We start from the raw sequence: 26,980 nt of genomic DNA, 5'->3' as shown, positions 1-26,980 counted from the left end.
CTGCCCGGCCTGGAATATCGACATGAGAGCACTGAAATTCGCCGGGGCCGCCCTTGCTGGCGTGATCGTGATCATCGTGCTGGTGGCGGCGGTCGGGATCCCGGCCTCCTTCGTCACATCCGCCATCACCGAGCGGGTCGAACGAGAGACCGGCTACAAGCTCACGATCAATGGCGGCGCGAAGGTTGGTCTCTGGCCGACCGTCACTCTGACGCTGCGCGACGTCGTGTTGCAGGACCCGCGTGAGCGCGAGGCCAACAACCGGTTCGCCGCCGATCGCGTCGAAGCCGAGCTGACGCTGTCGAGCCTGTGGTCGGGCAAGCCCGAGATTACCGACCTCGCGATCGAAAGGCCCGTGGTCAATCTGCCGCTGCAACGCGAACGCACCCGCGATCACAATCCGCCGGCGAAGTCGTCCGCGTCCGACAATGGCGGCATCACGATCCGCCATGTCGGCATCACCGGCGGCACCATCGTGTTCGCCAATGTGCGCGACCGGGTCGAGAACCGGATCGAGACGCTCAACGCCGATGCGACGATCGGCGGCGACCGCAAGATCGTCCTCACGGGCGACGCCCGCACGAGCGACAAGCCGCTGAAGTTCGAGATCCGCGCGACCGCGCCGCAAGACCATCAGAGCGTGCCTGCCGAATTCAACATCGATGCGCCCGGCCTGTTGCCTGCGGCGATCAAGGCCAATGCCGAGCTCCGCCTGAACGGCACGGTGCTGATGTTCAACGGCGTGTCCGGCACGCTCGGCGATGGCGGCTTCACCGGCTGGGCCTCGGTCGATTTCGCCAGCAACAAGCCGCTGGTGAAGCTCGATCTCGACTTCCAGCGCATTGCGATCGCGATGACGCCGAGCCCGTCCGACACGGCGCAGCCGCTCGGCACCAACATTTGGAGCAACGCGTCGATCGATCTCAATGGGCTCAACTACGTCGACGCGCAGGCGCGCATCTCGACGCCGGAGCTCGTGATCGGCGACGGCCGCTTCGCACAGGCGGCGATCGATGCCTCGATCGACAGCGGCGTGCTGAAGGGAAAGCTCGCCAATCTCGGCGCCTATGACGGCACCGCCAACGGCGACGTCACAATCGACGCGCGAGCCGCGAATCCGACCTATGCGCTGCGGCTCGATCTCGCCAGCGTGCGCGCGTTGCCGGTGCTGAAGAGCCTCGCCGAGTTCGACAAGCTCGACGGCAAGATGCAGGCGAAGATCGCGCTGACCTCGCAAGGCACCAGCGAGCGGGCCATCGTCGGCAATCTCGGCGGCACCGCTTTCGTCGTGTTCCAGGACGGCAAGATCCTCGGCCTCAACGTCGCGCAGATGATCCGCAACCTCACCACCGGCACCCTCTCGGGCTGGCAGCAGGGCCAGGAGCTGTCGACCGATCTCAGCCAGCTCTCGGCCTCGTTCAAGGTCGACAAGGGCCAGGCCGTCACCACCGATCTCAATTTGATCGGCCCGCTGGTGAAGATGACCGGGGTCGGCACCATCGATCTCAACACCCGCCAGATCGGGTTCCGGGTCGAACCGCAGCTCGTGATGACCACCGAAGGCCAGGGCCGCGCCGGCAATCCGGTCGGCCTCGGCATCCCCGTGATGCTCGAGGGTCCCTGGGTCGCCCCGCGGATCTATCCGGAGATGCAGGGCATCCTCGACAATCCAGAGGCCGCCTATGCCAAGCTCAAGGAGATGGGCAAGGGCCTGTTCGGGGCGAATGGCCAAGGCTTGAGCCAACAAAGCCTGACCCAGGGCCTCAACGGGCTGACCAACCTGCTGAACGGCGTGCAGGGCGGCGCAACCGGCGCACCGCCCGGCAGCAGCGGCCAGGCGCCTCCCGGCGGCGCTGCCGCCAGCCAGAACAACCCGCTCGGCGGGCAGCTCGGCGACACCATCGGGAACCTACTGCAGCAGGGCCTCTCTACCCTGAACCAGGGCAACGCGTCGCGCCCGAGCCGCAGCCTGGCTCCGCCCACGCCGGACGCCCCATCGGCCGCCGATCAGCCCCCACCGCCGCCCCCTCCGCCAGGCGATACCGCCGAGCAGCGCGAGAATCCCGCGATGAAGGACGTGCTGCGTCAGCTGTTCAATCGCTGATATTCCCGGATATTCCCGCCAAGATCGAAGGGTGACTCGGCTAACCATGCACCCGGAGGGGCCGCCTCGGCCCACCGATCCGTGCTAAACAGCGACAGATCCAATGGCGCACCCGACTGATTGGAGGGGACGGACGAGGCTGGATGAACGCGGCTACGGACAAGGGCAAGAACTGGTTCCTGCGCGGCGGCCTGTTCGCCAAATATGTCCTCGCGCTGGTCGGCCTCGTCGTGTTCGTGCTGGCGGTCAACGGCGCGCTCGAGACCTGGATCAGCTATCGCGGCATCAAGAGCACGCTGACCGACGCGATGAGCGAGAAGGCGGATGCCACCGCCAAGCGCATCGAACAGTCGATCTCCGATCTCGAGCGCCAGATCTCCTGGGTGACCCGCGCCTGGTCCAACACGATCGACCTGCGCCGCGCCGACTATGCCCAGCTGCTCGGCCAGGTGCCGGCGGTGAGCCAGCTCACCCTGATCAACGCCAGCGGCCACGAGGTGCTGCGGCTGTCGCGCCAGACCGTCACCCTGAACTCCAACGCCGACCTCTCCCGCGACCTCCGCTTCACCGAGACGGTCAACCGTGGCACCGCCTACGCGCCGGCCTATTTCCGTGACGAGCGGCCGTTCATGTCGATCGGCGAACAGCATGCCGGCTTCAACGCCGACGTCACCGTGGCCGAGATCGACCTGCGTTTCCTGGCCGACTATTTCAGCGATTCCCAGGTCGGCCACGTCGCCTACGCCTATGTTGTCGACGCCAAGGGTCGCGTGCTGGCGAGCTCGTCGAAGGGGCCCGAGGTCGGCAAGGATCTCGCCGCGCTGCCGCAGGTCGCGGCCGTGCTGTCGCCCAAAGGCAGGCCCGTCGCCTCCGGCAAGGATATCGACGGCAACGCCGTGCTGACGGCCGCGACCGCTGCGCCGAACCTCGGCTGGCACGTCTTCTATGAGCAGCCGACGGCGCAGGCGCTGTCGCCGATCCGCGACCAGCTGGTACGCATCGCGCTTCTGATTGCGCTCGGCCTCGTGGTCGCGATCATCGCCGGCACGATTTTGGCGCGGCGCATGCTGGTGCCGATCACCGCGCTCCGCGCCGGCGCGCGACGGTTAGGGGCCGGCGACTTCGGCCATCGCATCGAGGTGAAGACCGCGGACGAGCTGGAGGAGCTCGCCGGGCAATTCAACAGCATGGCGGGGCAGCTTGCGGAAACCTATTCCGACCTCGAGGCCAAGGTGAAGGAGCGCACCCGCGACCTCGCGCAATCGATCAACGAGCTGAAGGTGCTGGAGGAGGTCGGCCGCGCGGTCGCGTCATCGCTCGACCTCAACGCCGTGCTGCCGACGGTCGCCGCCCGCGCGCTCGAGATCACCCACGCCGATGCGGTGCTGATCTATGGCTATGACGCGGCGCGCCGCACTTTCAACCTGACACAATCGATCGGCATCGATGGCGACGCCGAGGGCCATCATCGCGCGATCGATGCGGCGAACAGCCCGCTTGCCGTGGCGGCAGCGAACGGCGAGCCGCTGGCGTTTCCCGATCTCGCCGCAAATCCTGATGACCAACCCGATCATCCGCTGCGTGATGTCGTGGTCGGCGCCGGCTTCCACTCCGTGCTTGTCGTGCCGCTGGTCGACCAACAGGGCGTGCTCGGCGCGCTGGTGGTGCTGCGCAAGGCGGCCGGCGATTTCCCGGCCAACATGATCGGGCTGATGAAGACCTTCGCGCACCAGGCGGTGCTGGCGATGCGCAATGCGCGGCTGTTCACCGAGGTGGACCAGAAGAGCCACGCGCTGGAGCAGGCCAATTCCACCGTGCGCGAGCAGGCCGACAAGCTCCGCGAACAGACCGAGCAGCTCACCGACTGGAACAAGTCGCTGGAGGCGCGCGTCGAGACCCAGCTCGGCGAGATCGAGCGCATCCGCAAGCTCGAGCGTTTCCTGGCGCCTCAGGTGGCGCAGCTGATCGCCTCCTCCGACGGTCATGAGGGACTGCTCGACAGCCACCGGCGTGAAGTGACTGTGGTGTTCTGCGACCTGCGCGGCTTCACCGCCTTCACCGAGGCGACCGAGCCGGAAGAGGCGATGAACGTGCTGCGCGAATATCACGCGGCGCTCGGCAAGCTGATCTTCAAGTACGAAGGCACGCTCGATCGCTATGCCGGCGATGGCGTGATGATCCTGTTCAACGCGCCGATCCAGCTCGAAGACCACACGCTGCGCGCGGTGAAGATGGCGGTCGAGATGCGCGACACCATCGGCGCGCTGACCGAGAAGTGGCGCAACCGCGGGCACAGCCTCGGCTTCGGCATGGGAATCGCGCTCGGCTATGCCACGCTCGGCCAGGTCGGCTTCGAGCAGCGGCTGGAATATGCCGCGATCGGCAGCGTCACCAACCTCGCCTCCCGCCTGTGCGGGGAGGCCAAGGCGGGCCAGATCGTGGTGAGCCGCCGCGTCTACGGCATGGTCGAGCCCCATGTCGAGGGCCGTGCCATCGACGACCTCGTGCTGAAGGGCTTCAATCACCCGATCCTGGCCGCCGAAATCCTGACCTGGAAGGCCGAACCGAGCGCAGAAGCGACCGCGGCGGAGTGAACCCCCGGCGGAACCGGCTACCGCCAAAACCTTGCATTCGCGCGCAAAGTGTGTATATTTGCGACATTCGATTAGCCGTTGTGCCTTGTTGAATGGTCAGAACGGCCCTCCTCCAAAGACATCGTGAACTCAATCGATGATGCGCAATTCCGCGCAGCACCGCGCATCAGCGCATTTTGGAGAAGAGAAGATGGCAACAGGTACTGTGAAGTGGTTCAACGGCCAGAAGGGCTTTGGTTTCATCGAGCCGAGCGATGGCAGCAAGGATGTGTTCGTTCACATCAGCGCCGTCGAGCGCGCCGGTCTGACCGGTCTGGCTGAAGGCCAGAAGGTTTCGTTCGAGCTGAAGACCGACAAGATGCGCGGCAAGACCAGCGCCGAGAACCTTCAGATCGTCTGAGGCTCTTGATCGGCTTGATCTCCGCGCAAACGCTTTGCGTTTGACGCCGGGGATCGTGCCCCTCGTCATTCCACGGATGTACTGGGATGACGTCGCGACCCGCTCGGTCCCACTGGATTGGGCGGGTTTTTGCGTATCTTTATTCCGCGTGATCCCGCGGCGCGCCGTGTCGCCATCTCGCGCGACGGACGCAGACCTCCGCGCAAGATCTCACTTTTGCAGGATCTCATTTTTGAAGGGATGCCGATGACCGCCAGCAAGCCCGCCCCATCGCCCGCAAGCCTCGAGCGAGCCGAGCGCCAGCGGCTGGCCGCCGAGGAAGGCGCCCGCGCCATGGCCGAAGTCGAGCGCGACGCACTCGCCGTGCGCAAGAACATGGAGCGCCTGCGCGCGCTGCGCGAAGCGCGCGAGGCCGGAGCCGCGAGTGAAGACGGCGCAGCGCCGGCTGCCGCTGCCAAGAAGAAGCCGCGGGTGAAGCGCATCGTGCGCTGACGTTATTTGATCCGAAAGAACGCTCTTCCTCGTCCCGTCATCCTGAGGTGCGAGCCTTGCGGCGCACTTGCGCCGCTGGGCGAGCCTCGAAGGATGCACGGCCACCAGCCGGGCCGCCGACCCTTCGAGACGCGCGCAAAGGCGCGCTCCTCAGGGTGACGGAGCCGCGTGTAGTCCCCGATCAACATTGTCAAACAGCTGAGAGATGTGCGTCCGCCATCTCGCGGCGTGTTGCGCCCGAGAGATGCGATCGCGTCGCCCTTGATGATCGTGAGAGGGCGCAGGGAAGGCCGGGCCCGCTTGTCACCGAACCATCGCGAGCCTCAAATCAACATCCAGTGAATCTGATCACGTCCGCAATCACGATCACGACCTCCTCCGCCCCTCCCAGGAATAACCCATCCCCCTCCTCGCTCGCGTCATGACGGGCGCGTGCGAACGCGCGCCCGGCGACAACAAGAACAAGCAGGACGGTGTTGATGACGGGTTTGGACGGGACGCACGCGGCGGCGTCGGTGGTGGCGTTGCACTGCTCGCTGGGGTCGGGACGGCAATGGACGAAGCTCGCGGCCGCGCTCGGAGCCACGCCGTTCATGACGCCGGATATTTCCGGCTATGGCGTCGCCGCCTGCGGGCGCGACTGGCCGCGGACGCTGGATGGCGAGATTGCGCGGCTCGAGCCCTGGCTCGCCAAGGCCAGCGGGCCGATCCATCTGGTCGGGCATTCCTATGGCGGGGCGATCGCGTTTCGGCTGGCGACCACTTCGCCTTATACGCGGCGGATTCGCAGCCTGACGCTGATCGAGCCTGTGTTACCCACGTTGCTCCGCGATGTGCCCGCCGACGCGCGGCTGTACGATCGCTTCGCGCGGATCGCGCAGATCGTGTCGCAGGATATTTTCGACGGCGCGGTGCTGGAGGCGGTGGAAGCGTTCACCGCGTTCTGGGCCGGCTCCGGCCCGCGCGAGCAGTTCTCGCCGAGCGGGCGGCTGCGGATGATCGAGCAGGCCGACAAGCTGCCTTACGATTTCAACGCCGCGCTCGATCTCGACGGCGTGGCGGCCACCGCGCGCGCCTTGCGGGTGCCGACGCTTGTGATGTCTGGCGGGCTGTCGCCCTATGTGACGCAGCGCATTGTCGCAAAGCTCGCCGCGCTGATTGATGGCGCCGAGTTGCGGCATCTGCCGGCGGCCGGCCATATGCTGCCGGTGACGCATGCCGACCGGGTCAACCCGGAGATCCTGCGGCACATCTGGCGCGCCGAAGAACTGGCGAAGCTGGAGCTCGCCGCAGATGCCGGCCCTGCCGACACGGCGCCGGCCACAGTGCAGCCGGCTGGCTCGGCGCAGCCGCATCTGGTATTCAGGAGGGGCTTCAATTGACGCGTTTTTCTTCACGCGAACCGGTACCCACTTCGCTCGAAAACGCGCTGCATTTTGGGAATAGTTCGCCGATGATGTTGCCTCGCCTGCGCGCTACCGCCCTCGCCGCCTCCGCGCTGCTTGCTCTTGCAACTTCGCCCGCCTCCGCCGCGGGCGAGGCCGACGCTGCGCCGAAGGGCGCCGCCGTCACCGTGCTGAAGGCATCGAAATTCTGCTTCGGCAACATCGTCGAGGTCTCGGGCATCGTGATGCCGCGCGACGAGCAGCAGATCCGGCCCGACCGGTTCGGCTTGAAGGTAGCGGAGGTGAAGGCCGATCCCGGCGACACCGTCACCGCGGGCCAGGTGCTGGCGCGGCTGACCGACGGCGCGAACTCGATCAACCTCACCGCGCCGGTGGCGGGCACGATCTCGGCATCGTCGGCGATCGTAGGCAGCCCGGCCTCGGGCAAGGACGCGCTGTTCTCGATCATCGCCAAGAGCGAATACGACCTCGTCGGCATGGTGCCGACCCGCGACATCGCCAAGCTGAAGACCGAGCAGACCGCGCGGCTGAAGATCATCGGCGCCGGCGAGATGGACGGCAAAGTGCGGCTGATCGCGCCGACCGTCGAGCCGAACAGCCAGCTCGGCCAGGTGTTCGTCGGCATCGCGTCGAACAAGCGGCTACTGGTGAATTCGTCGGGCCGCGCGCAGATCAAGACCGGGCAGAGCTGCGGCGTCGCGGTGCCGCTGACCGCGATTCTCTATTCCACCGCCGGCACCGTTGTGCAGGTGGTGCGCGGCGGCCGCGTCGAGACGCGGCGGGTCGAGACTGGATTGATGTCGGCCGGCCAGGTCGAGATCCGCGACGGCATCCAGGAAGGCGACATCGTCGTCGCCCGCGCCGGCGCGCTGCTGCGCGAGGGCGACCCGGTGCGGCCGGTGGGTGCGAGCGCGGACGCGAAATAAGGCGGAGCTGCACCCAAAGCGTCGTCCTGGCGAAAGCCAGGACCCATAACCACCGGCAGAAATTTTGCGAAGACTAGCAGTGAACGCGCGCCGCGGTACACACAGCACGCTTCACAGATAGATCACGCTGTATGGGTCCCGGCTTTCGCCGGGACGACATGTGGATAGAGCAGAGAAGCCTCAGCCGCCGAGCTTGATGTCTTCCAGCAGCGACGATGAAACGCTCGGCACCTGCTCGCCTTCGCTCGCGCGCGAGATCGCGACGCGGGTCTTGTTGAAGGCGCTTTCGGCGCCGGCCTGGGCGTTGAGGTTGTTGATCAGCTCGGAGACCAGCACGCTGTTGGCACCCTTGCTGTCGTCGGCGACCTTGCCCGGCGTCGCCGAGCTCAGCACGATGGTGTTCTCCGGCGGGCTGATCGGCGCGAGGCCGTGCGAGAACGCGCGGAAGCGGCGCTCATACGGGTTGCGGCGCGAAGCATCGAGCACGACGAGCTTTGCCTTGGCGCCGCGCTCCTTCATTGCATCGAGCACGGACTCGACGCTGACGCCGGTGCGCTTGACGTCGACTTCCTTCCAGATCGTGGCATCGACCGGGATCATGTAGCTCTCACGGCCGACCTGCACGCCGTAGCCGCCGAAGAACAGCATCACGACGGTGTCGGGGCGGATCTTGGCCTTCATGCGCTCGACCGCGCGGAACATGTCGTCCTTGGTCGCATCCTCGACCACGTCGACGTCAAAGCCCTCGCGGCGCAGCGCGGACGACAGGGTGCGGGCATCGTTGATCGGCTGGGCCAGCGGCGCCGCGGCGTCGGGGTAGTGACCGTTGCCGATGATCAGTGCGAGGCGGGAGGTGCCGGCCGGAATGCTGCCAGTCAGCTCGGTGGTCACGGCCTTGTCGCCACCCTTGGCGACATCGAGGGTGCGCTTGTTGAGCGCGGCATGGGCACCAATCGCCAGCGACACCGTGCCGGCCACCGCCACGCAGACGGCGATGGTGCGACGGGAAATCTGAAGCTGCCTAAGGTTCATGGCGTTCCTAATCCCAATCCTTTTCCCGATAACGCTCGAACGAAATCGCGCCGGGTAAACGCGTCAGTGGCCGTCGGTTTAATGGGGTTGAGCTGTGTGTGCCGTCGATTGATCTCAATTTGCGGCGCCGCAACAAACACTCCCTTAACCCGGACGGACGGCCGGGGCAACCCGGTTTGGCGCATGCTGCCGCCCGGCACAGGCCATTGACGCCGTTAAAATCCCGTTACGTGACCTCCGTCACATTTGTGTTTCACACCGATTCATGTAGCTTTCCAAAGGCTTGCGAGTCTGGGGGAGGACCGGGGGAAACACCGCCGGGCGGCGGCGTTAACCGGTTCCTTGAGAAGGGGATGCTTTGAGCTTCTTGGGCCTTCACGAGATCGCCGGTACCGTGTGCCGGGCGCTGACCGCCAAAAAGGACGGTCCGTCGCTTTACGAGGTCTGCGACCCCGTTTTGCAGGCCTATCGCGGGGGCGATGCCCATCTCGGAAAATTTTACCGGACCGCGCTCGGCAATCCGCCGCTGCGCGCGCTGCTCCGCCGCACCGGCCTGCCTGCGCTGAAGGACCCCGACCGGCTTGCTTGCCTGCGCGCGGCGTTGACCCAGGCGCGTGACGTCGAGACACCGGATTGGGCGGCGATCGGCGCGCCCGTCGCCGACCTGATGGACGGCATCGGCGTGCGCCACCCTGCCCCGCCGGCAGCAACCGCGCCGGCGCGACCGCCCGAGATGGCCGAGATCGACCGCGTCATCCGCACCACGGGGACGCATCTGCTGCGCTCGTTCGGCAAAAACGGCTTCATACCGACCTACGCCGCGTTCAATCTGATCGGCGATGCAGATGTCGGCGGGCGCGAGATGCTGATGGCGCTGACCGGCCTCAACGCACGCGGCTACAAGAACTCGACGCTGCTGTTCAACCTGGCGCGGATCTTCATCGCGCATTCGCCGGCGCGTGCGCTGATCAACCCGCCGTGGCACGGCATCGCCGAGCCGATGTGGGAGCCGGTGCAGATCCGCCACCGCTCGGCCTATTACGACGCGTTCTTCACCGAGGCGCTGCTCAGCTTTGTCGAGACCGGGCTGGCGTCGCCGGATCAGGCCGATACCGCGCGGCGCGCGACTGCGGAGATGGTGGAGTTTTGTCTGAAGACCAGCGCCGAGGAGGTGCCGTCGCATGACGGCTCCGTCGTGAAGGTCATCACCGCGCTGGCGCCGGGACGGCATCCGCGCTTCTCGCGCTTCTTCGCCCAGATCAAGCAGGACCTCGGCTTCGGCATCTATGTGCCCGACTGCGACACCACGGCGTGCTCGTTCTCGGCCGCAACCCAAGCCGGCTCCGACGATCCGATCCTCGAGCAGCCGCTGCTCGATTTCTACCGCGGCTATCAGGTGCGCGCCGGCGCCAACGAGCCGCGCGTCACCGTGCCGCTCAACGACAACATCGACTATGAAGGCGGCGTCGTCACCTGGATCGACAATCTCGAGGGCGAGCGGCCCTATGGCAACGACCTCGATCCGACGCTGAACCTCGACATCCTCGAGGTCTCGTTCCGCAACCTCGCCCGCTGGCAGATCATCGAGACGCCGCAGCGGCTGGAGACAGTGCATCGCATCATCGCGTTCCAGAAGAACCTGGTCGAAAGCGGCGCGTTCAGGAATCCGCGCTCGCATATCTATTATCTGCCCGAACTTTATTCGGCCTATTTCGGCCGCTGCTACGCCGCCTTCATCGCGTTGCCGCTGGCGGCGCAGCGCATCATCGATCCCGGCAACGTGTTTGCGCTGATCCGCGCCCGCGTGCTCGGCTACGTCGAGGGCGAACTGATCGCGCATGAGATGAACCCGTTCGACGCCGCGCTCGCGCTGATGGCGCTGGCGCATCTTGGCGCCGAGGTCTCGAGCTTCACGCCGGCGCTGCACTGCATCGTACAGGGCCTCGGCGAGGGCGGCCGCAAGGGACCTTACAAGGCCTATGAGTGGAACAAGATGAAGACGCCGACGCGCATCCTGGTCGGCGGGCCTGAGGTGACGTCAGCGTTCGTGCTGATGGCTCTCGCGCTTGCGAAGCGACGAATGGCCGCGGCGTCAAGGATGACGCGAAGTTGACACTGGCGGAAACAGAACACCACTGGCACGGTTGCCCAATTGCCCGCAAAATCCTTGGGCACTGACTTCGAGACAACGAAAAACCCTGGCCGGGAACGCCGATGCTGAAGACGCTGCTCACTGCTGGCCTGCTGCTGTCGCTGCCGACGCTGGCTGTCGCCGCCGACATCACCGGCGTGCCGAAGATCCGCGACGGCGACCAGGTCATGATCGGCAGCGTCAAGATCCGGCTCGGCGGCATCGACGCGCCGTCGACCGACCAGCTCTGTCTCAACACCAAGGGCGAGCGCTGGACCTGCGGCGTCGCCGCGCGCGACGAGCTGATCAAGCATGCCGGCAACAGGAGCTGGACCTGCCACGCCCGCTCGGTCGATCGCCGCGGTCGCACCATTGCGCGCTGCGAGGTCGATGGTGAGGACATCCAGAAGTGGATGGTCAGCAATGGCTGGGCGCTGGCTTTCACCCGCATCTCGCATGACTACGAGCCGGACGAGAAAGCGGCGCGCGAGGCAAAAGCCGGGATGTGGCAGGGCGCGTTCATCGCGCCGTGGGATTGGCGCGTGCGCAACAAGAAGACCGCCGTGCTCGGCGCCGCGAAGGTGCCGGAGAGTGCGCACTCGATCCTGCTCGCGTCCGCCTCGGGTCCAGTTGCGCCCTCGCCCGACTGCACCATCAAGGGCAACGTCAACCGCTCCGGCGAATGCATCTTTCACCAGCCGACCAGCCGCTGGTACGCCAAGATCGAGATGAAGATCAGCAAGGGCACGCGCTGGTTCTGCTCGGTCGAGGAAGCCGAGGCCGCCGGCTGCCGCGAGACGCGGCGTTGAGGCGCGTGACGCCCTGATCCGGAAGGCGTGTGCCGTGACCGATGTCGAGACCATTCCGCCTGCGGCACGCCGTCGCAAGCGCCTGCGCTATCTGCAGCTGCTGCTGTTCGTGCTGGCGACCTACCTGATCGCGGCCTATCTGGTGCTGCCGGCGCTGTGGACGCACTACGAACACCAGAAGGGCCTGGCCAATCTGCCGATGGTGACGCGGACCGCGCAGGGCATTCCCGGCGATCCCATGAATGTCGGGCTGATCGGCGACACCAAGGACGTGGTCTGCGCCATGCACGAGGCCGGCTGGTTTCCGGCCGATCCGGTCACGCTGAAATCCTCGATCGAGATCGTCGGCTCCGTGCTGCTCGATCGTCCCTATAAGGATGCGCCGGTGAGCAACCTGTTCTATCTCGACCGTCGCGAGGACCTCGCCTTCGAGCGGCCGGTCGGATCGAGCGCGGATCGACGCAACCATGTCCGGTTCTGGCGGGTGCTCGACCAGGGCCAGGAGAAGCGCCCGGTGTGGCTTGGTGCTGCGACGCTCGACCGCAGCGTCGGCGTCAGCCACTACACCGGCGCGGTGACGCATCACATCGCGGCCGACCTCGACGCCGAACGCGCGCTGCTCGCCACCGACCTCGAGTCCGCCGGCATGGTCACCGCGAAATACCAGGTCACCGGCATCGGCCCGACCTTCAACGGACACAATGGCGGCGGCGACCTCTACTACACCGACGGCGAAATCTGGGTGCTGCGGCTGGTCGAGGCCTGCGCCAAGAACCACGGCACCGTCGAGCAAATCCCGAGCCCTGCCGCGACCCAGTTCAAGGACCAGATCTGGCGCGCAGTGGTCGAGACCATCGACAAATGAGGCTGGCTGTGCTCCGCGCTTTTGGAAACGCTGGATTGCTTCGGCCTGCTCGCAATCCGAGCCGTGATGGAATATCCTCGGTGCTTGACCCCTCACACGCATGATTTGCGCGCTTTACCCAAAAGGAACAGGACGATGACCGTTCGCGCGGGCCGGGAATTTCTGGCCATCCCCGGGCCCACCACGATGCCTGATCAGGTGCTGCAGGCGATGCATCGCCCGGCGCTCGACATCTACTCCAGCGAGATGGTCGAACTGACCGAAAGCCTGCTGCGCGACCTCTCGAACCTGTTCGCCACCAAGGGCAAGTCCTACATTTACATCTCCAACGGCCACGGCGCCTGGGAGGCGACGCTCTCCAACGTGCTGTCGCGCGGCGACAAGGTGCTGGTGCTCGAAAGTGGCCGCTTCGCGATCGGCTGGGGCCAGGCAGCGGCCGCGATGGGCGCCGATGTCGAGGTGCTGAAGGGCGACTGGCGCCGCGCGATCCGCCCGGCCGAGGTCGAGGAGCGGCTGCGCCGCGACAAGGAGCACACGATCAAGGCGATCCTCGCCGTGCAGGTCGACACCGCGTCGGGCGCCTATAACGACATCGAAGCGATCGGCAGGGCGATCAAGGCCGCCGGCCATCCCGCGCTGTTCATGGTCGACACCGTGGCCTCGCTCGGCTGCATGCCGTTCGAGATGGACAAATGGTACGTCGACGTCGCGATGTCCGGCTCGCAGAAGGGCCTGATGACGCCGCCCGGCCTCGGCTTCGTCGCCGCCAGCGACCGCGCCTGGGACGCGCACAAGAAGGCCGATCTGCGCACGCCGTATTGGGACTGGACCGAGCGGGAAGGCTCGGAACACTACCGCAAATATGCCGGCACCGCGCCGGTGCACCTGTTGTTCGCACTGCGCGAGGCGATCAACATGCTGCACGCCGAAGGGCTGGAGAATGCCTTCGAGCGGCACCGGCTGCTCGGCGAGGCCGTGCGCCGCGCGGTTGCCGTCTGGGGCGAAGGCCAGGTGCTCGGCTTCAACATCGCCGAACCGGCCGAGCGCTCCAACACCGTGACGACCGTGACCGTGAAGGGCGCCGACCCCGCCGCGATCCAGCGCTATGCCAAGGAGAAATGCGGCGTGGTGCTCGGCACCGGCATCGGCGACCTGCAAGGCCAGGCCTTCCGCATCGCGCATATGGGCCACGTCAACGCACCGATGATCCTCGGCACGCTCGGCGTCGTCGAGGTCGCGCTGACCGCGCTGAACATCCCGCACGGCAAGGCCGGCGCCGACGCCGCCATCCAGTGGCTCGGCGAGAACGTGAAGGCGTAGCGGACGGCGCCTCCACGTCATTGCGAGCGAAGCGAAGCAATCCATGGTTCCGCGCAAGTGGAGCGATGGATTGCTTCGCCGCTATCGCTCCTCGCAATGACGGTTGTACGTTGCTCATTTTGTAGAACGACCCAGCGAGCACGAGCCAAGACTTATTGAGGATGCAGCAACACTTTCCGCCCTCGTCATTTTCCGCTTTACTGCCGGCAACAGCCGGGCCCTGATCCCTGCGACACAATAAAATGGAGGGATCGCTTGGCATCGGTGGAATTGCATAGCCTGGTCAAGCGGTTTGGATCGTTTGTCGCGGTTGATGATGTCTCCCTCAAGATCGATCACGGCCAGCTGGTCTGCCTGCTCGGGCCCTCCGGCTGCGGCAAGACCACGACGCTGCGGCTGATCGCAGGGTTCCTCGAACCATCCGACGGCGAGATCCGCGTCGGCGACCGCGTGGTGTCGTCGAAATCGCGCACGCTGCCGCCCGAGCAGCGTAACATGTCGATGATCTTCCAGAGCTACGCGCTGTGGCCACACATGACGGTGGCGGAGAACATCGTCTACGGGCTGCGCCTGCGCAAAATGGATCGCGACAGCATCGCGAAAAAGCTCGCCGCGATCCTGGCGACGACCAAGCTGGAACCGCTGGCGCAGCGCTATCCGGGCGAGCTCTCCGGCGGCCAGCAGCAGCGCGTCGCGCTGGCGCGCGCGCTGATCGTCGGCCCCGAGACGCTGCTGCTCGACGAGCCGTTGTCCAACCTCGACGCCAATCTGCGCGAGGAGATGCGGTTCGAGATCCGCCGTCTGCACGACGAATATCGCTACACCACCGTCTACGTCACCCACGATCAATCCGAGGCGATGACGACGGCCGACCTGATCGCGGTGATGAATGCCGGCAAGATCGACCAGCTCGGCGCGCCTGAGGACATCTATGCGCGGCCAGAATCCGAATTCGTCGCGCGTTTCATCGGGGCAGCCAACGTCATCAAAGGCACCGCGCGTGACGCGACCCATGTCGAGTTCGCCGGCACGACGCTCGAGGTGGTCGGCGCCAGGCTCACGGCCGGCCAGAGCGCACCGGTCGCGATCCGCCAGCATGAGATCCAGCTCTCGACCCACGTCCCCACGGCAGCGCCGAACACGCTCAAGGCCGTCGTGACCCGGCAGGTCTATCTCGGCATGAACCGCGACTACATGGTGGAAACATCAGACGGCACCTCGCTGCGGGTGACCACGCCGACCGAAACCGCGGTCGAGAAAGGCAGCGAGGTGTGGCTGACCCTGCCGCCCGAGCGCTGCCGGGCGCTCAGCCGATAACAACGAGAAACGGAGGGACGCGATGCGGAAACCAATTTCCAGACGCGATGTCCTGACAGGCTCTGCCGCCCTTGCGGCCGGCGCGGTGTTCGCTGCACCCGCGCGCGCCGCCGCGCCCGAGCCGGCCGCGATCACGCCCGACCTCGTCGCGGCAGCGACTAGGGAAGGCAAGCTCGTGTTCTATTCGTCGATGGACCTGCCCGTCGGCGAAAAGCTCGGCAAGGCGTTCGAGGCGGCTTATCCCGGCATCAGCGTGCAGATCGAGCGCTCCGGCTCGGAGCGGTTGTTCCAGCGCGTGGCGCAGGAATTCGACTCGAACATCCACGCCGCCGACGTCGTCAACAGCGCCGACGCCTCGCATTTCATTCCCTGGAAGAAGAGCGGCTGGCTGATGCCGTTCGTGCCCGAGGACGTCGCCAAATATTTTCCCGACAATTATCGCGATCCGGACGGCATGGCCGTGACCACGCGGCTCTGGCTGTCGTCGATCGCCTACAACACCAATCTGGTGAAGGCTGAGGATGCGCCGAAGAGCTTCGCCGACCTGCTCGATCCCAAATGGCTCGGCAAGATGGTGAAGGGCCACCCGGCCTATAGCGGCACCATCATGACCACCACGTTCCAGATCGTGCGCGAGCTCGGCTGGTCGTATCTGGAGAAACTATCCAAGCAGCGCGTGATGCTGGTGCAATCCTCGACCGATCCGCCGAAGAAGCTTTCGCTCGGCGAGCGCGCCGTGATGGCTGACGGCAATGAATACGGCATCGTGCTGCTGAAGGAGGCCGGACAACCGGTCGAGCCGGTCTATCCGGCCGAAGGCACGCCGACGATCTCGGGTCCGACCGGCATCTTCGCAACAGCGCCGCATCCGAACGCCGCAAAGCTGTTCCAGGCCTGGCTGCACACCCGCGAGACCCAGCAATTCTTCGTCGACTTCACCGGCCAATATTCGCTGCACGCGCAGGTGCAGCCGAAGGCCGGCCGGCGCAAGCTCGCCGACATCAAGCTGATGAAGGAGGATCCGGCTGGCGTGGAGGCGATGACCGAAGAGATCAAGACGCGCTATGCGCGGCTGTTTCGGGTGTGAGTTATGCCGAGCGTCAGTCGCACGATCGTTCTTCACCTCGCCCCGCTTGCGGGGAGAGGTCGGATTGCATCGCAAGATGCAATCCGGGTGAGGGGGTACAGGTCTCACCAACGTCAACACGCGTGGAAGCAGCCCCTCACCCCTACCCTCTCCCCGCGAAGAGCGGGGAGAGGGAGCGGATGGCGCGCAAATCGGGGATAGCATGACAACCTCCTCCCCCGCCGCCCGCCCCCGCATCGACTGGACACGCCCCGTGCTGTGGCTGTTCGCGGCGGTGCTCGTCCTCCTGATCCTGCTGCCGCTGTCGTGGCTTGCGGTGTACGCCTTCACCGACAAGAATCGCCATCCGACGCTTGCAAACTTCGTCACGCTGTTCAGCAATCCCGATTTCCTCGATCCGCTGCTGACCACCGCGATCATCGCGACGACGTCGGCGCTGATCTGCTGCATCGTCGCAGCGCCGATCAGCTGGCTGGTGTCGCGCACCGACATGCCGGGCCGGCAGACCATCCGCGCGCTGGTGACGGCCTCGTTCGTGACGCCGCCGTTCCTCGGCGCGGTCGCCTGGGAGTTGCTGGCGGCACCAAACTCGGGGCTGCTGAACCAGCTCTACCGGCTGTTCGCCGGTGAGGACGCGGATGCGCTGTTCAACATCTACTCGATGACCGGGATCATCTTCGTGATCTCCTGCTACACTTTTCCATTCGTGTTCGTGCTGGTGGCCAACGCGCTCGACACCATGCCGGGCGAGCTGGAAGACGCCTCCGCGATCCTCGGCGGCAATGCCTGGACCACCGCGCGGCGGGTGACGATCCCGCTCGCACTGCCTGCGCTGGTCGCAGGCGCCCTGATCGCGTTCCTGCAGGCGATGACGCTGTTCGGCTCGCCGGCGATCCTGGCGCTGCCGGCCGGCTTTCACACCATGACGACCAAGATCTGGAGCCTGTTCCAGTATCCGCCGAAGCTCGAGCTCGCTGCGGCCGCCGCGGTGCCGCTGCTGGTGCTGACTATCCTGCTGTTGCAGGGCCAGAAGGCCCTGCTCGGCCGCCGCGGCTATTCGGTGATCGGCGGCAAATATGGCGCGCCGCGCCGGGTCGAGTTGCGCGGATGGCGCTGGGCCGCGCTCGGCTTCTGCCTTTTGGTCTTGCTCAATCCTGTCTTCCTGCCCTATCTCGCGCTGCTCAATGCCGCGTTCTCGCCGAACGCGACGACACTGGTGACGCCGTCGACGGCGACGCTGCACAACATCGTCTTCGTGTTCACCGAGCTGTCGTCGACGCAGCTCGCGCTGAAGAACACCGTAATTTTGGGTACCGCGACCGCGACGATCGGCACCATCCTCGCGCTGGTCATCGCCTATGTCACGACGCGCAAGGTGATCGCGGGCCACCGCGTGCTCGGCTTCCTCGCTACTGCCCCGGTCGCGGTGCCCGGCATCGTGCTCGGCGTCGGCCTGTTCCTCAGCTACACGCGGCCGCCCTTCGTGCTCTACGGCACGCTGTGGATCCTGCTGCTGGCGTTCCTCACCATCAATCTGCCCTCGGCGTATCAGCAGTTGCAGGCGGCGTTCACGACCATCCATCCCGAGCTCGAGGAGGCGAGCCGCATCCTCGGCGCCACCCGGCTGCAGGCGCTGCGCCAGATCACCGCGCCGCTGCTGCGCACCGGCTTGATCGCGACCTGGTGCTTCATCTTCATCGGCGTGATGCGGGAACTGTCGGCCGCGATCGTGCTGTTCACGTCGCAAACGAAAGTGCTGTCGGTCCTGATCTACGATCTCAACGAAGGCGGCGACCTCGCCGCGATCGCGGTGCTTGGCATCGCGATGCTGGTGATCACCTTCGCAGTCGTGCTGGCAGTGAACCAGATCCCGATGTCCGGCGGCAATGCGGGCGCACGGTTGAGGAACGGCTGACGCCGCTCCATCCCCGTCATTGCGAGCCACCCGGTCGGCGCAAAGCGCCGCCGGATGACAGGCTCCGCGAAGCAATCCATTACTCCCCGCGGGGATAGAATGGATTGCTTCGTCGCTTCGCTCCTCGCAATGACGGGAAAACGGCCGAGCTTGACCATCTGGCAATCGCCACATTCATCCCGATATAAGGCGGAACCCCGCACCATGAGGATCGTGTGACCAAATCCGCCACCACAACATCGCCCCCTGTCGCGCCGCGCCGGCCGCATTCCTTCACCACCCACGGCATCACGGTGACCGACGATTATGCCTGGATCAAGGATCCGAAATGGCAGGAGGTGCTGCGCGATCCATCGATCCTCGACCCCGACATCCGGAGCTATCTCGAGGCTGAGAACGGCTACACCGAGAGCCTGCTCGGCCATACCGACGGCTTGCAGAAGCGCCTCGTCAAGGAGATGCGCGGGCGTATCAAGGAGGACGATTCCAGTGTCCCCTCGCCGGACGGCCCGTTCGCCTATTTCAGAAAATTCCGCGAGGGCGGCCAGCACGAATTGTACTGCCGCATGCCGCGCGACGGCGGCGACGCGCACGTCGTGCTCGACGGCGACGCATTGGCGAAGGACCATGAATATTTCAAGTTCGGCGGCAGCCGGCATTCCAACGACCATCGCCTGCATGCCTGGAGCGCCGACACCAAGGGCTCCGAATATTTCTCGATCCGCGTGCGCGATTGGGCCACCGGGGGCGATCTCGACGATCTCGTCGAGGAGACCGACGGCGGCGTGGTCTGGGCCGCGGATTCCAGGAGCTTCTTCTACGTCAAGCTCGACGACAATCATCGCCCGATGCAGGTGTGGCGGCACAAGCTCGGCACCAAACAGGCCGATGACATCCTGATCTATGAGGAACAGGATTCCGGCTGGTTCACCCATCTGCACGAGAGCGCGAGCGGCCGCTTCTGCGTGATTGCGGGCGGCGATCACGAGACATCAGAGCAGCGGCTGATTGATCTCAGCAATCCCGACGCGCCGCCGCGCCTCGTCGCGGCGCGCGAGGAAGGCGTGCAATATTCGATCGCCGACCGCGGCGACGAGCTGTTCATCCTGACCAATGCCGACGATGCCATCGACTTCAAGGTCGTCACCGCGCCACTCGCTGCGCCCGAGCGCGCCAACTGGCGCGACCTGATTCCGTATCGGGAGGGCGTCTACGTGCTCGACGTCGAGCTCTATGCCGGCCACATGGTGCGGCTGGAGCGCGCCAACGCGCTGCCGGCGATCATCATCCGCGATCTCACGAGCGGCGAGGAACACGCGATCGCCTTCGACGAGGCCGCCTATTCGCTCGACACCATGGGCGGCTACGAGTTCGACACCACCAATCTGCGTTTCGCTTATTCGTCGATGACGACGCCGTCCGAAGTCTATGACTACGACATGGCGACGCGAACGCGCGTGTTGCGAAAGCGGCAGGAGATTCCGTCCGGCCACGACCCGGCGGACTACGTCACCACGCGCATCATGGCGACGTCGCATGACGGCGCGCAGGTGCCGGTCTCGATCCTGCATCGCAAGGACTTTGCCCGTGACGGCAAGGCGCCCTTGCTGCTCTACGGCTACGGCTCCTACGGCATGGCGATGCCGGCGTCGTTTGCGGCGAACCGGCTGTCGCTGGTCGACCGCGGCTTCGTCTATGCGATCGCGCATATCCGCGGCGGCGCCGACAAGGGCTGGGGCTGGTATCTCGACGGCAAGCGCGAGAAGAAGATCAACACGTTCGACGATTTCGCCGCCGCCGGCCGCGCCTTGATCGAGGCGAAATACACCGGTGAGAAACGCATCGTCGGCCATGGCGGCTCGGCCGGCGGCATGCTGATGGGCGCGGTCGCCAACCGTGCCGGCGAGCTGTTCGCCGGCATCGTCGCCGAGGTGCCGTTCGTCGACGTGCTCAACACCATGCTCGACGACACGCTGCCGCTGACGCCGCCGGAATGGCCGGAATGGGGCAACCCGATCGAGAGCGAGAAGGATTTCCGCACCATCCTGTCCTATTCGCCCTACGACAATGTCGCAGCAAAGGATTATCCGGCGATCCTCGCAATGGGCGGGCTCACCGACCCGCGCGTGACCTATTGGGAGCCGGCGAAATGGATCGCGCGGCTGCGCGCCACCATGCGCGGCGGCGGCCCGGTGCTGCTGCGCACCAACATGGGCGCCGGTCACGGCGGCGCCTCCGGCCGCTTCAACCGCCTCGACGAGGTCGCGATCGTCTACGCGTTCGCGCTGTGGGCGGTCGGGATGGCGGACAAGGCGGAGGTGTAGGATACACACGCCTCCCCATCGTCGTCCTGGCGAAAGCCAGGACCCATACCGCGTGATCTATCGAGCGAGGAAGTCGCGGTACCACGGCGCGCAATGCAACGGCCGGTCTTCGCCAAACTGCTCCCTGTGGCTATGGGTCCCGGCCTTCGCCGGGACGACGGCGGAGTGTGTGGTGATCGCTAAGCAAGGACGACAGCGGCGTGCGTGATCGCCGCTACCTTCCCTTCGCCTTCCGCCAGGCCGCGAAATCCTTCAGCGTCTGCTCGTCGGTCGCGGGATAGAGGCCGAAGATGCCACGACCGTTCTGGACCTGCTCAGTGACGAAATCCTCGAACGCGGTCATCTCGAAGGTCTCGCCCGCGATCTCGTCGGCAAGATGCGCCGGGATCACGATGACGCCGTCGCTGTCGCCGAGGATCACGTCGCCGGGAAACACCGGCGCATCGCCGCAACCGATCGGCACATTGATCTCGATCGCCTGATGCAGCGTCAGATTGGTCGGCGCGCTCGGGCGATGGTGAAAGGCCGGGAAGCCGAGCCGCGCGATCTCGGCCGAATCGCGGAAGCCGCCGTCGGTGACGACGCCGGCACAGCCGCGCTTCATCAGCCGCGTCACCAGGATCGCGCCGGCCGACGCCGCGCGCGCATCCTTGCGGCTGTCCATGACCAGTACGGCGCCCACGGGGCAATCCTCGATCGCCTTGCGCTGCGGATGCGCACGATCGCGGAACACCTCGATCGTATTGAGGTCCTCGCGCGCCGGCATGTAGCGCAGCGTGAAGGCTTCGCCGACCATGGTCGGCTGATCCGGGCTCAGGGGATGAACATCCTGGATCATCTGGATACGCAAGCCACGCTTGAACAACGCGGTCGCGACGGTGGCAGTGGAGACGGATTTCAGCTTGTTGCGGGTGGCGTCGCTGAGTTTTGACATGGTGCTCCGTTCGTCATTCCCCGGTGCGCAATTGCGCACCTGAGGGCGCGCGCAGCGCGAACCCGGAACCATCGGGCCGCAGGCGCTGTGGTGCAATGGGTTCCGGGTTCATCGCTGCGCGATGCCCCGGAACGACGGCTAGTAAATCGACGGCTCGCCCACCGGCTTGCCGAACCCGGTCTCGAGGAAATCGAAGTCGCAGCCCTCATTGGCCTGCTTGATGTGCTTGGAGAACATCCAGCCATAGCCGCGTTCGAAGCGCTGCTCGGGCTGCTTCCATTCCGCGCGGCGCCTGGCCAGCTCCGCCTCCGGCACATCGAGATTGATGGTGCGCGCGGCGACATCGAGCGTGATGCGGTCGCCGTTCTTGACCAGCGCCAGCGGGCCGCCGATATAGGATTCCGGCGAGACGTGGAGGATGCAGGCGCCGTAGCTGGTGCCGCTCATCCGCGCATCCGACAGCCGCACCATGTCGCGCACGCCCTGCTTCACCAGCTTGGTCGGGATCGGCAGCATCCCCCATTCCGGCATGCCCGGGCCGCCCTGCGGGCCGGCATTGCGCAGGATCAGCACGTGATCCGCCGTGACGTCGAGATCGGGATCGTCGACCGCCTTTTTCATCGACGGATAGTCGTCGAACACCAGCGCGGGCCCGGTGTGCTTGAGGAAGCGCGGATCGCAGGCACTTGGCTTGATGACGCAGCCGTCGGGCGCAAGATTGCCCTTCAGCACCGCCAGCGCACCTTCCTTGTAGATCGGGTTTTCGACGCTGCGGATGACATCGTCATTATGGACTTCGGCGCCCTCGATGTTCTCGCCGAGCGTTCTGCCCGACACGGTCATGCAGTCGAGATGCAGATGCGGCTTGATCCGGTTCATCAGGCCGGGCAGCCCGCCCGCATAGAAGAAATCCTCCATCAGATAGAGGTCGCCGCTCGGCCGCACATTGGCGATCACGGGCACCTTGCGGCTCGCTTTCTCGAAATCGTCGAGCGAGATGTCCTGGCCGGCGCGGCGCGCCTGCGCGATGAGGTGGATGATGGCATTGGTCGAGCAGCCCATCGCCATTGCGACCGTGATCGCGTTCTCGAAGGCCTTGCGGGTCTGGATTTTCTGCGGGGTCAGATCTTCCCACACCATCCCGACGATGCGGCGGCCGGCCTCCGAGCTCATGCGGATGTGGTTGGCATCGGCCGCGGGGATCGACGAGGCGCCGGGCAAGGTCATGCCGATGGCTTCGGCGATCGCGGTCATGGTCGAGGCCGTGCCCATGGTCATGCAGGTACCGTAGCTGCGGGCGATGCCGGCCTCCATGTCGACCCAGTCCTTGTCGGAGATCTTGCCGGCGCGGCGCTCGTCCCAGTACTTCCAGGCGTCCGAGCCGGAGCCCAGCGTCTTGCCCTTCCAATTGCCGCGCAGCATCGGCCCGGCCGGCAGATAGATCGCCGGCAGGTTCATGCTGGTGGCCCCGAGCAGCAGGCCGGGCGTGGTCTTGTCGCAGCCGCCCATCAACACCACACCGTCGACCGGATGGCCGCGCAGCAGCTCCTCGGCATCCATCGCCAGCATGTTGCGGTAGAGCATCGTGGTCGGCTTCAGCAGCGATTCCGACAGCGACAGCGCCGGCAACTCCAGCGGAAAGCCGCCGGCCATCAGCACGCCGCGTTTGACGTCATCGACCCGGCTCTTGAAATGCATGTGGCAGGGCTGCGCGTCCGACCAGGTGTTGATGATCGCGATCACCGGCCGGTCGCGCCATTCCTCCGGCGCGTAGCCCATCTGCATCGCGCGCGAGCGGTGGCCGAAGGCTCTGAGATCATCGGGCGCAAACCAGCGCGCACTGCGCAATTGATCCGGGGTCTTGTTCTTTTTCGTCATCGCGATGTGTCTCGACTTTGCTCGCGCGCGGTCACGGCGCGCGTAGGCCCTGCGCCACGCATATACAGGATTTCCGGACGTGTCGTCCCGCGTCAGGCGCAGACGTGCCGTTCGCCGAACGTGCGCTGCACAAACTCAGCGATGTGAAAATCAGGGCAAAACCGGCTTGGGCTTACTTCTGCTGCGCCGTCATCACGATGCGCACCAGGTCGGCGGCGTTGCGCGCGCCGAGCTTCTTCATGATGTTGGCGCGGTGATCCTCGATGGTACGCGGGCTGATCCCGAGGTGGCGCCCGGCCTCCTTGTTGGAGGCGCCGCCCGTGAATTGCTCGAGCACCTCGCGCTCGCGGCGGGTGAGCGGCTCGCGGCCCGGAAAGTGCAGCGAGGCAATGCGCGAGGCCGACGTCTCGGCCTGACGCCTTGTGTAAGCGTCGATCGCCTCATTGAGGCGGCTGACGATCTCGTTGCCGCGGAAGGGCTTCTCGATGAAGTCGAGCGCGCCGTTCTTGATGGCGCTGACCGCCATCGTGATATCGCCTTGACCGGAGATCATGAAGATCGGCGCCGGATAATCCTCGCCGTGCAGCTCTTTGAGGATATCGAGGCCGGATTTGCCGGGAATATGCACGTCGAGCAGGATGCAGGCCGGCGTCCTGCTGCGCGCCACCGCGAGCAGCGCGGCGCCGTCCGCAAAGCAGATCACCTTGTAGCCGGCGGTCGACAGGACCACGGAGAGCGTCTCGCGAACGGCGGGGTCGTCATCGACTACGAAGATTTCCCCGCGAGGAGCGCCATTCTCAACCATATGTCTCGTCCATCAGTGGTGAAGCGTGCTGCCCAGACTGCACAAGAAGTAACTCGACCATCTCGATCAATGGACCCGTATTTGTACGGGACGTCCGCTTAACGCACAAGTAGCACCGCGGTCCCTAAAAGTGGGGGCAGTGGAGAAACATGCATGGAAAATGCAGCGGCGGACGGCATTGCGGCGTGTTTGGACGAGGGCAACGATCCCTACAATCTGATCGTGACGGACCTGGTCGCGCTGATTGGCCATGTCCAGGCGAGCCTGCGGCTGATCGAAGCGGCGATTGCGCGCGAAGCATTGCTGGCCGAGCAGGACGCCGCCGCCAACATCTTCGTCCTTGACGACGTTACCCCGCGCTATGTCTCAGCGTCCACGGCCCTGAAAACCTGCGATACCGGCCTTGGCATGGCGCTCGGCCGGCTGCGCGACTCAGAGGCACCGGCGCGTCTGCTGAATTGATCCGGCAGACCGGCAAACCCCCGGTTCGGCACAATCACCCCGAATTGTCCCGACGACCGCCCCAACCCATCAGGCGACGATCCGTTCCAAATTCGGATGAGCGGCAGGCCATGCCCGCCCGGCCCGGATCAGGCCTTCCCGACGTCAGGCCCTGGCCCGCTCTTCGTCGGCGGCCGATCGCCGCTTGTTCGGCTTGCCCTTGAGGAAGCTGATGTCCATGTCGGCACCGTTGACGCGAACCAGTTCGCACCGGCGATAGGCGAGCCCGGTCGAGGACAGCAGAAGGAAGAACTCCTTCAGGTTGAGCCCTTGAATGGAACCTTCGACGGTCAGCGACGCATCATTGTCGGAGATGGCGTTGAGCTGGCAGTCGCGCCGCCAGGTGCCGTCGATGGCCATGATGCAGACATCGACGCCCCGGCTGAAGGTGACCCGCTCAACGGATTTGCCGTCCTCGGTCATCGCTCAATATCCCACCGCCATGGCAGGCCTCGGCATGGCGAGCGCTGCCCGCACGCCGCTCGGCCGGTACAGGCCACGCCGCTCGGGAATGGGTTTGAACGTGTCGGTCAAGCCAACCACCGTTTCGGCGGCGCCCAGCACCAGGAAGCCGTCGGCCTCCATCAACCGGGCGAGCCGGTTGAAGATGTTGATCTTGGTGTCCTGATCGAAATAGATCAGCACGTTGCGGCAGAACACCACATCGAAGGTGCCGAGCTGGGAGAAATCGTGCAGCAGATTGAGCTGGCGGTGCTGCACCATCGCGCGCAACTCGGGATTGATCTGCCAGAGCTCGCCCGACTGCTTGAAGTACTTGACCAGCATCTGGATCGGCAGCCCGCGCTGCACCTCGAACTGGCTGTAGATGCCGGCCTTCGACTTCTCGAGCACCTCCTGCGACAGATCGGTCGCGATGATCTCGACCCGCCATCCCGCAAGCGCAGCGCCCATCTCCTTCAGGCACATCGCCAGCGAATAGGGCTCCTGGCCGGTCGAGCCGGCGGCGCACCAGATCCGGACGCTGCGGCGCGCAGCGCGTGCTTTCAGCACTTCAGGCATGATGGTGTCGCGGAAATGATCGAACGGCACCTTGTCGCGGAAGAAGAAGGTCTCGTTGGTGGTCATGGCTTCGACCACTTGAACGGTGTGGGTGGACGAGCCGGCCCTGATCTTGGCGACCAGGTCGGGGATGCCGGACAGTCCGCTTTTGCGCGCCAGCGGCAGCAGGCGGCTTTCGATCAGATACTGCTTGTCCGCAGACAGATCGAGACCGGAATGGTCCTTCAGGAGCTTACGCAGATACTCGTAGTCGGGGGGCGTCACGGGAGCCTCGCAAGGGCAAAGGGTGAAACTGGGTATTAGGCTTCGGCCGGCGTATCGAGCGCCAGCAGACCCACTTCCTGGAATTTCGCGATCACGATGTCCTTGTCGAACGGCTTCATGATGTATTCGTTGGCACCGGCGTGCAGCGCCCGCGAGATGTGGTCGATGCCGTTCTCGGTGGTGCAGAACACGACCTTGGGCTGATCGCCGCCGGGCATGCGGCGGAGTTGCACGAGGAATTCGAAGCCGTCCATGACAGGCATGTTCCAGTCGAGCAGCACGGCGTCAGGCAGCGCGCGCTTGCAGGCCTCGAGCGCGACCGCGCCGTCCTCGGCCTCGATGACGGTGAATTCCATTCCTTCGAGGATGCGGCGCGCGATCTTTCGCACCACACCGGAATCGTCGACGACAAGACATGTCTTCATGTGTTGGCCTCCTTGTAGAATCCGCCGTCTCCGCGGCGGAACGTTACGCTGCAGCAGCTGTCCTTGAATCTGTTTTGGGCACCAGTTCGAGCACACGATCGATATCGAGGACGACCATCAGCTGGCCGTCGAGGCGGTGGACACCGCCGGCGAGCTTCGCCATGCGGGGATCGAGGTTGACCGGATTGTCCTCGCGGCCATCATCGGGCAGCCGCAACACCTCGCCGATCTGGTCGATCAGGAGGCCATAGGATTCGCCGCGCTGGTCGACGCCGACCGCCATCGGCAGCTTGCCGTCGTCGGCCCTCGGCAGCCCGAGCCGGGCGCGCATGTCGACCACGGTAACGATGCGGCCGCGCAGATTGAGCACGCCGGCGATCTCGCTGGAGGCCAGCGGCACCCGCGTCAGCCGCTCCGGCATGAACACGTCC

General features: G+C 65.5%; 23 protein-coding genes. 15 read left to right on the top strand and 8 right to left on the bottom strand.

Annotated features, from left to right (window positions below):
• Positions 1-22: 22 nt before the first annotated feature.
• The 6 genes from H8A92_RS22590 to H8A92_RS22565 all read left to right on the top strand — a co-directional run bounded on the left by H8A92_RS22590 (position 23) and on the right by H8A92_RS22565 (position 7,922).
• On the top strand, positions 23-2,104 hold the full coding sequence (locus H8A92_RS22590) for an AsmA family protein (protein WP_229197803.1): 2,082 nt from the start codon (positions 23-25) through the stop codon (positions 2,102-2,104).
• Positions 2,105-2,247: 143 nt separating this feature from the next.
• The gene (locus H8A92_RS22585) at positions 2,248-4,698 is read left to right on the top strand and encodes an adenylate/guanylate cyclase domain-containing protein (RefSeq protein ID WP_229197801.1); all 2,451 of its coding nucleotides are present in this window, start codon (positions 2,248-2,250) and stop codon (positions 4,696-4,698) included.
• Between the two features lie 190 nt (positions 4,699-4,888).
• Entirely contained in the window at positions 4,889-5,098 is a 210-nt protein-coding gene (locus H8A92_RS22580; RefSeq protein ID WP_029084280.1) for a cold-shock protein, read from the top strand.
• A 246-nt stretch (positions 5,099-5,344) separates the two neighbouring features.
• Complete coding sequence (locus H8A92_RS22575) at positions 5,345-5,590, top strand: hypothetical protein (RefSeq protein ID WP_229197799.1); 246 nt, start codon at positions 5,345-5,347, stop codon at positions 5,588-5,590.
• A 479-nt stretch (positions 5,591-6,069) separates the two neighbouring features.
• Positions 6,070-6,972 (top strand): alpha/beta fold hydrolase, encoded by a 903-nt coding sequence (locus H8A92_RS22570; protein WP_229197798.1) that lies wholly within the window; start codon positions 6,070-6,072, stop codon positions 6,970-6,972.
• Between the two features lie 71 nt (positions 6,973-7,043).
• Positions 7,044-7,922 carry an efflux RND transporter periplasmic adaptor subunit gene (locus tag H8A92_RS22565; RefSeq protein ID WP_229197797.1) on the top strand — a complete coding sequence of 293 codons (879 nt, stop codon included), beginning with the start codon at positions 7,044-7,046 and terminating at the stop codon, positions 7,920-7,922.
• 180 nt (positions 7,923-8,102) lie between these two features.
• Here H8A92_RS22565 and H8A92_RS22560 read toward each other — a convergent pair whose 3' ends face one another.
• Complete coding sequence (locus H8A92_RS22560) at positions 8,103-8,954, bottom strand: caspase family protein (RefSeq protein WP_229197796.1); 852 nt, start codon at positions 8,952-8,954, stop codon at positions 8,103-8,105.
• Positions 8,955-9,321: 367 nt separating this feature from the next.
• Between H8A92_RS22560 and H8A92_RS22555 the strand changes: the two genes are divergently transcribed.
• From H8A92_RS22555 to H8A92_RS22520, 8 genes are all read left to right on the top strand, one after another.
• A complete protein-coding gene (locus H8A92_RS22555; RefSeq protein ID WP_229197817.1) occupies positions 9,322-11,067 on the top strand; it encodes a hypothetical protein in 1,746 nt (581 codons plus the stop codon).
• A gap of 101 nt (positions 11,068-11,168) precedes the next feature.
• A complete protein-coding gene (locus H8A92_RS22550; RefSeq protein ID WP_229197795.1) occupies positions 11,169-11,894 on the top strand; it encodes a thermonuclease family protein in 726 nt (241 codons plus the stop codon).
• Between the two features lie 34 nt (positions 11,895-11,928).
• A complete protein-coding gene (locus H8A92_RS22545) occupies positions 11,929-12,759 on the top strand; it encodes an LssY C-terminal domain-containing protein (protein WP_229197794.1) in 831 nt (276 codons plus the stop codon).
• Between the two features lie 135 nt (positions 12,760-12,894).
• Positions 12,895-14,079 carry a pyridoxal-phosphate-dependent aminotransferase family protein gene (locus H8A92_RS22540; RefSeq protein ID WP_229197793.1) on the top strand — a complete coding sequence of 395 codons (1,185 nt, stop codon included), beginning with the start codon at positions 12,895-12,897 and terminating at the stop codon, positions 14,077-14,079.
• 264 nt (positions 14,080-14,343) lie between these two features.
• On the top strand, positions 14,344-15,396 hold the full coding sequence (locus H8A92_RS22535; protein ID WP_229197816.1) for an ABC transporter ATP-binding protein: 1,053 nt from the start codon (positions 14,344-14,346) through the stop codon (positions 15,394-15,396).
• A gap of 22 nt (positions 15,397-15,418) precedes the next feature.
• Positions 15,419-16,483, top strand: a complete 1,065-nt coding sequence (locus H8A92_RS22530; protein ID WP_229197792.1) for an ABC transporter substrate-binding protein — start codon at positions 15,419-15,421, stop codon at positions 16,481-16,483.
• A gap of 202 nt (positions 16,484-16,685) precedes the next feature.
• Complete coding sequence (locus tag H8A92_RS22525) at positions 16,686-18,398, top strand: ABC transporter permease (protein ID WP_229197791.1); 1,713 nt, start codon at positions 16,686-16,688, stop codon at positions 18,396-18,398.
• 215 nt (positions 18,399-18,613) lie between these two features.
• Positions 18,614-20,722 carry a S9 family peptidase gene (locus tag H8A92_RS22520; protein WP_229197790.1) on the top strand — a complete coding sequence of 703 codons (2,109 nt, stop codon included), beginning with the start codon at positions 18,614-18,616 and terminating at the stop codon, positions 20,720-20,722.
• Positions 20,723-20,936: 214 nt separating this feature from the next.
• On the opposite strand, the gene H8A92_RS22515 is transcribed toward H8A92_RS22520, so the two are convergent.
• The 3 genes from H8A92_RS22515 to H8A92_RS22505 form a co-directional block, all read right to left on the bottom strand.
• Entirely contained in the window at positions 20,937-21,656 is a 720-nt protein-coding gene (locus tag H8A92_RS22515) for a ribonuclease activity regulator RraA (RefSeq protein ID WP_229197789.1), read from the bottom strand.
• Positions 21,657-21,794: 138 nt separating this feature from the next.
• A complete protein-coding gene (gene araD, locus H8A92_RS22510; protein ID WP_229197788.1) occupies positions 21,795-23,534 on the bottom strand; it encodes an L-arabinonate dehydratase in 1,740 nt (579 codons plus the stop codon).
• Between the two features lie 172 nt (positions 23,535-23,706).
• Positions 23,707-24,339 carry a response regulator transcription factor gene (locus H8A92_RS22505; protein ID WP_163161848.1) on the bottom strand — a complete coding sequence of 211 codons (633 nt, stop codon included), beginning with the start codon at positions 24,337-24,339 and terminating at the stop codon, positions 23,707-23,709.
• A gap of 153 nt (positions 24,340-24,492) precedes the next feature.
• On the opposite strand from H8A92_RS22505, the gene H8A92_RS22500 reads away from it, so the two are divergent.
• Complete coding sequence (locus H8A92_RS22500; protein WP_229197787.1) at positions 24,493-24,801, top strand: hypothetical protein; 309 nt, start codon at positions 24,493-24,495, stop codon at positions 24,799-24,801.
• 144 nt (positions 24,802-24,945) lie between these two features.
• Here H8A92_RS22500 and H8A92_RS22495 read toward each other — a convergent pair whose 3' ends face one another.
• From H8A92_RS22495 to H8A92_RS22480, 4 genes are all read right to left on the bottom strand, one after another.
• Positions 24,946-25,263: a PilZ domain-containing protein gene (locus H8A92_RS22495; RefSeq protein ID WP_229197786.1), complete on the bottom strand. Its 318-nt coding sequence runs from the start codon at positions 25,261-25,263 to the stop codon at positions 24,946-24,948.
• A 3-nt stretch (positions 25,264-25,266) separates the two neighbouring features.
• Positions 25,267-26,124 (bottom strand): CheR family methyltransferase, encoded by an 858-nt coding sequence (locus H8A92_RS22490; protein WP_229197785.1) that lies wholly within the window; start codon positions 26,122-26,124, stop codon positions 25,267-25,269.
• A gap of 35 nt (positions 26,125-26,159) precedes the next feature.
• Positions 26,160-26,549, bottom strand: a complete 390-nt coding sequence (locus H8A92_RS22485; protein WP_229197784.1) for a response regulator — start codon at positions 26,547-26,549, stop codon at positions 26,160-26,162.
• 43 nt (positions 26,550-26,592) lie between these two features.
• Positions 26,593-26,980: chemotaxis protein CheW (locus H8A92_RS22480; protein ID WP_229197783.1), on the bottom strand; the 388-nt coding region annotated here is incomplete at its 5' end.

The organism is Bradyrhizobium acaciae, from assembly GCF_020889785.1.
Taxonomy (GTDB): Bacteria; Pseudomonadota; Alphaproteobacteria; order Rhizobiales; family Xanthobacteraceae; genus Bradyrhizobium; species Bradyrhizobium acaciae.
The sequence above is the reverse complement of the archived record's forward strand: the minus strand, read 5'-3'. Positions and strand labels throughout refer to the sequence as shown.

Bases quoted from the DNA above. Each gene is read 5' to 3' on its own strand.
- H8A92_RS22590 (WP_229197803.1), top strand. From the start codon at position 23: ATGAGAGCACTGAAATTCGCCGGGGCCGCCCTTGCTGGCGTGATCGTG.
- H8A92_RS22585 (WP_229197801.1), top strand. From the start codon at position 2,248: ATGAACGCGGCTACGGACAAGGGCAAGAACTGGTTCCTGCGCGGCGGC.
- H8A92_RS22580 (WP_029084280.1), top strand. From the start codon at position 4,889: ATGGCAACAGGTACTGTGAAGTGGTTCAACGGCCAGAAGGGCTTTGGT.
- H8A92_RS22575 (WP_229197799.1), top strand. From the start codon at position 5,345: ATGACCGCCAGCAAGCCCGCCCCATCGCCCGCAAGCCTCGAGCGAGCC.
- H8A92_RS22570 (WP_229197798.1), top strand. From the start codon at position 6,070: ATGACGGGTTTGGACGGGACGCACGCGGCGGCGTCGGTGGTGGCGTTG.
- H8A92_RS22565 (WP_229197797.1), top strand. From the start codon at position 7,044: ATGATGTTGCCTCGCCTGCGCGCTACCGCCCTCGCCGCCTCCGCGCTG.
- H8A92_RS22560 (WP_229197796.1), bottom strand. From the start codon at position 8,954: ATGAACCTTAGGCAGCTTCAGATTTCCCGTCGCACCATCGCCGTCTGC.
- H8A92_RS22550 (WP_229197795.1), top strand. From the start codon at position 11,169: ATGCTGAAGACGCTGCTCACTGCTGGCCTGCTGCTGTCGCTGCCGACG.
- H8A92_RS22540 (WP_229197793.1), top strand. From the start codon at position 12,895: ATGACCGTTCGCGCGGGCCGGGAATTTCTGGCCATCCCCGGGCCCACC.
- H8A92_RS22530 (WP_229197792.1), top strand. From the start codon at position 15,419: ATGCGGAAACCAATTTCCAGACGCGATGTCCTGACAGGCTCTGCCGCC.
- H8A92_RS22525 (WP_229197791.1), top strand. From the start codon at position 16,686: ATGACAACCTCCTCCCCCGCCGCCCGCCCCCGCATCGACTGGACACGC.
- H8A92_RS22515 (WP_229197789.1), bottom strand. From the start codon at position 21,656: ATGTCAAAACTCAGCGACGCCACCCGCAACAAGCTGAAATCCGTCTCC.
- araD (WP_229197788.1), bottom strand. From the start codon at position 23,534: ATGACGAAAAAGAACAAGACCCCGGATCAATTGCGCAGTGCGCGCTGG.
- H8A92_RS22505 (WP_163161848.1), bottom strand. From the start codon at position 24,339: ATGGTTGAGAATGGCGCTCCTCGCGGGGAAATCTTCGTAGTCGATGAC.
- H8A92_RS22500 (WP_229197787.1), top strand. From the start codon at position 24,493: ATGGAAAATGCAGCGGCGGACGGCATTGCGGCGTGTTTGGACGAGGGC.
- H8A92_RS22495 (WP_229197786.1), bottom strand. From the start codon at position 25,263: ATGACCGAGGACGGCAAATCCGTTGAGCGGGTCACCTTCAGCCGGGGC.
- H8A92_RS22485 (WP_229197784.1), bottom strand. From the start codon at position 26,549: ATGAAGACATGTCTTGTCGTCGACGATTCCGGTGTGGTGCGAAAGATC.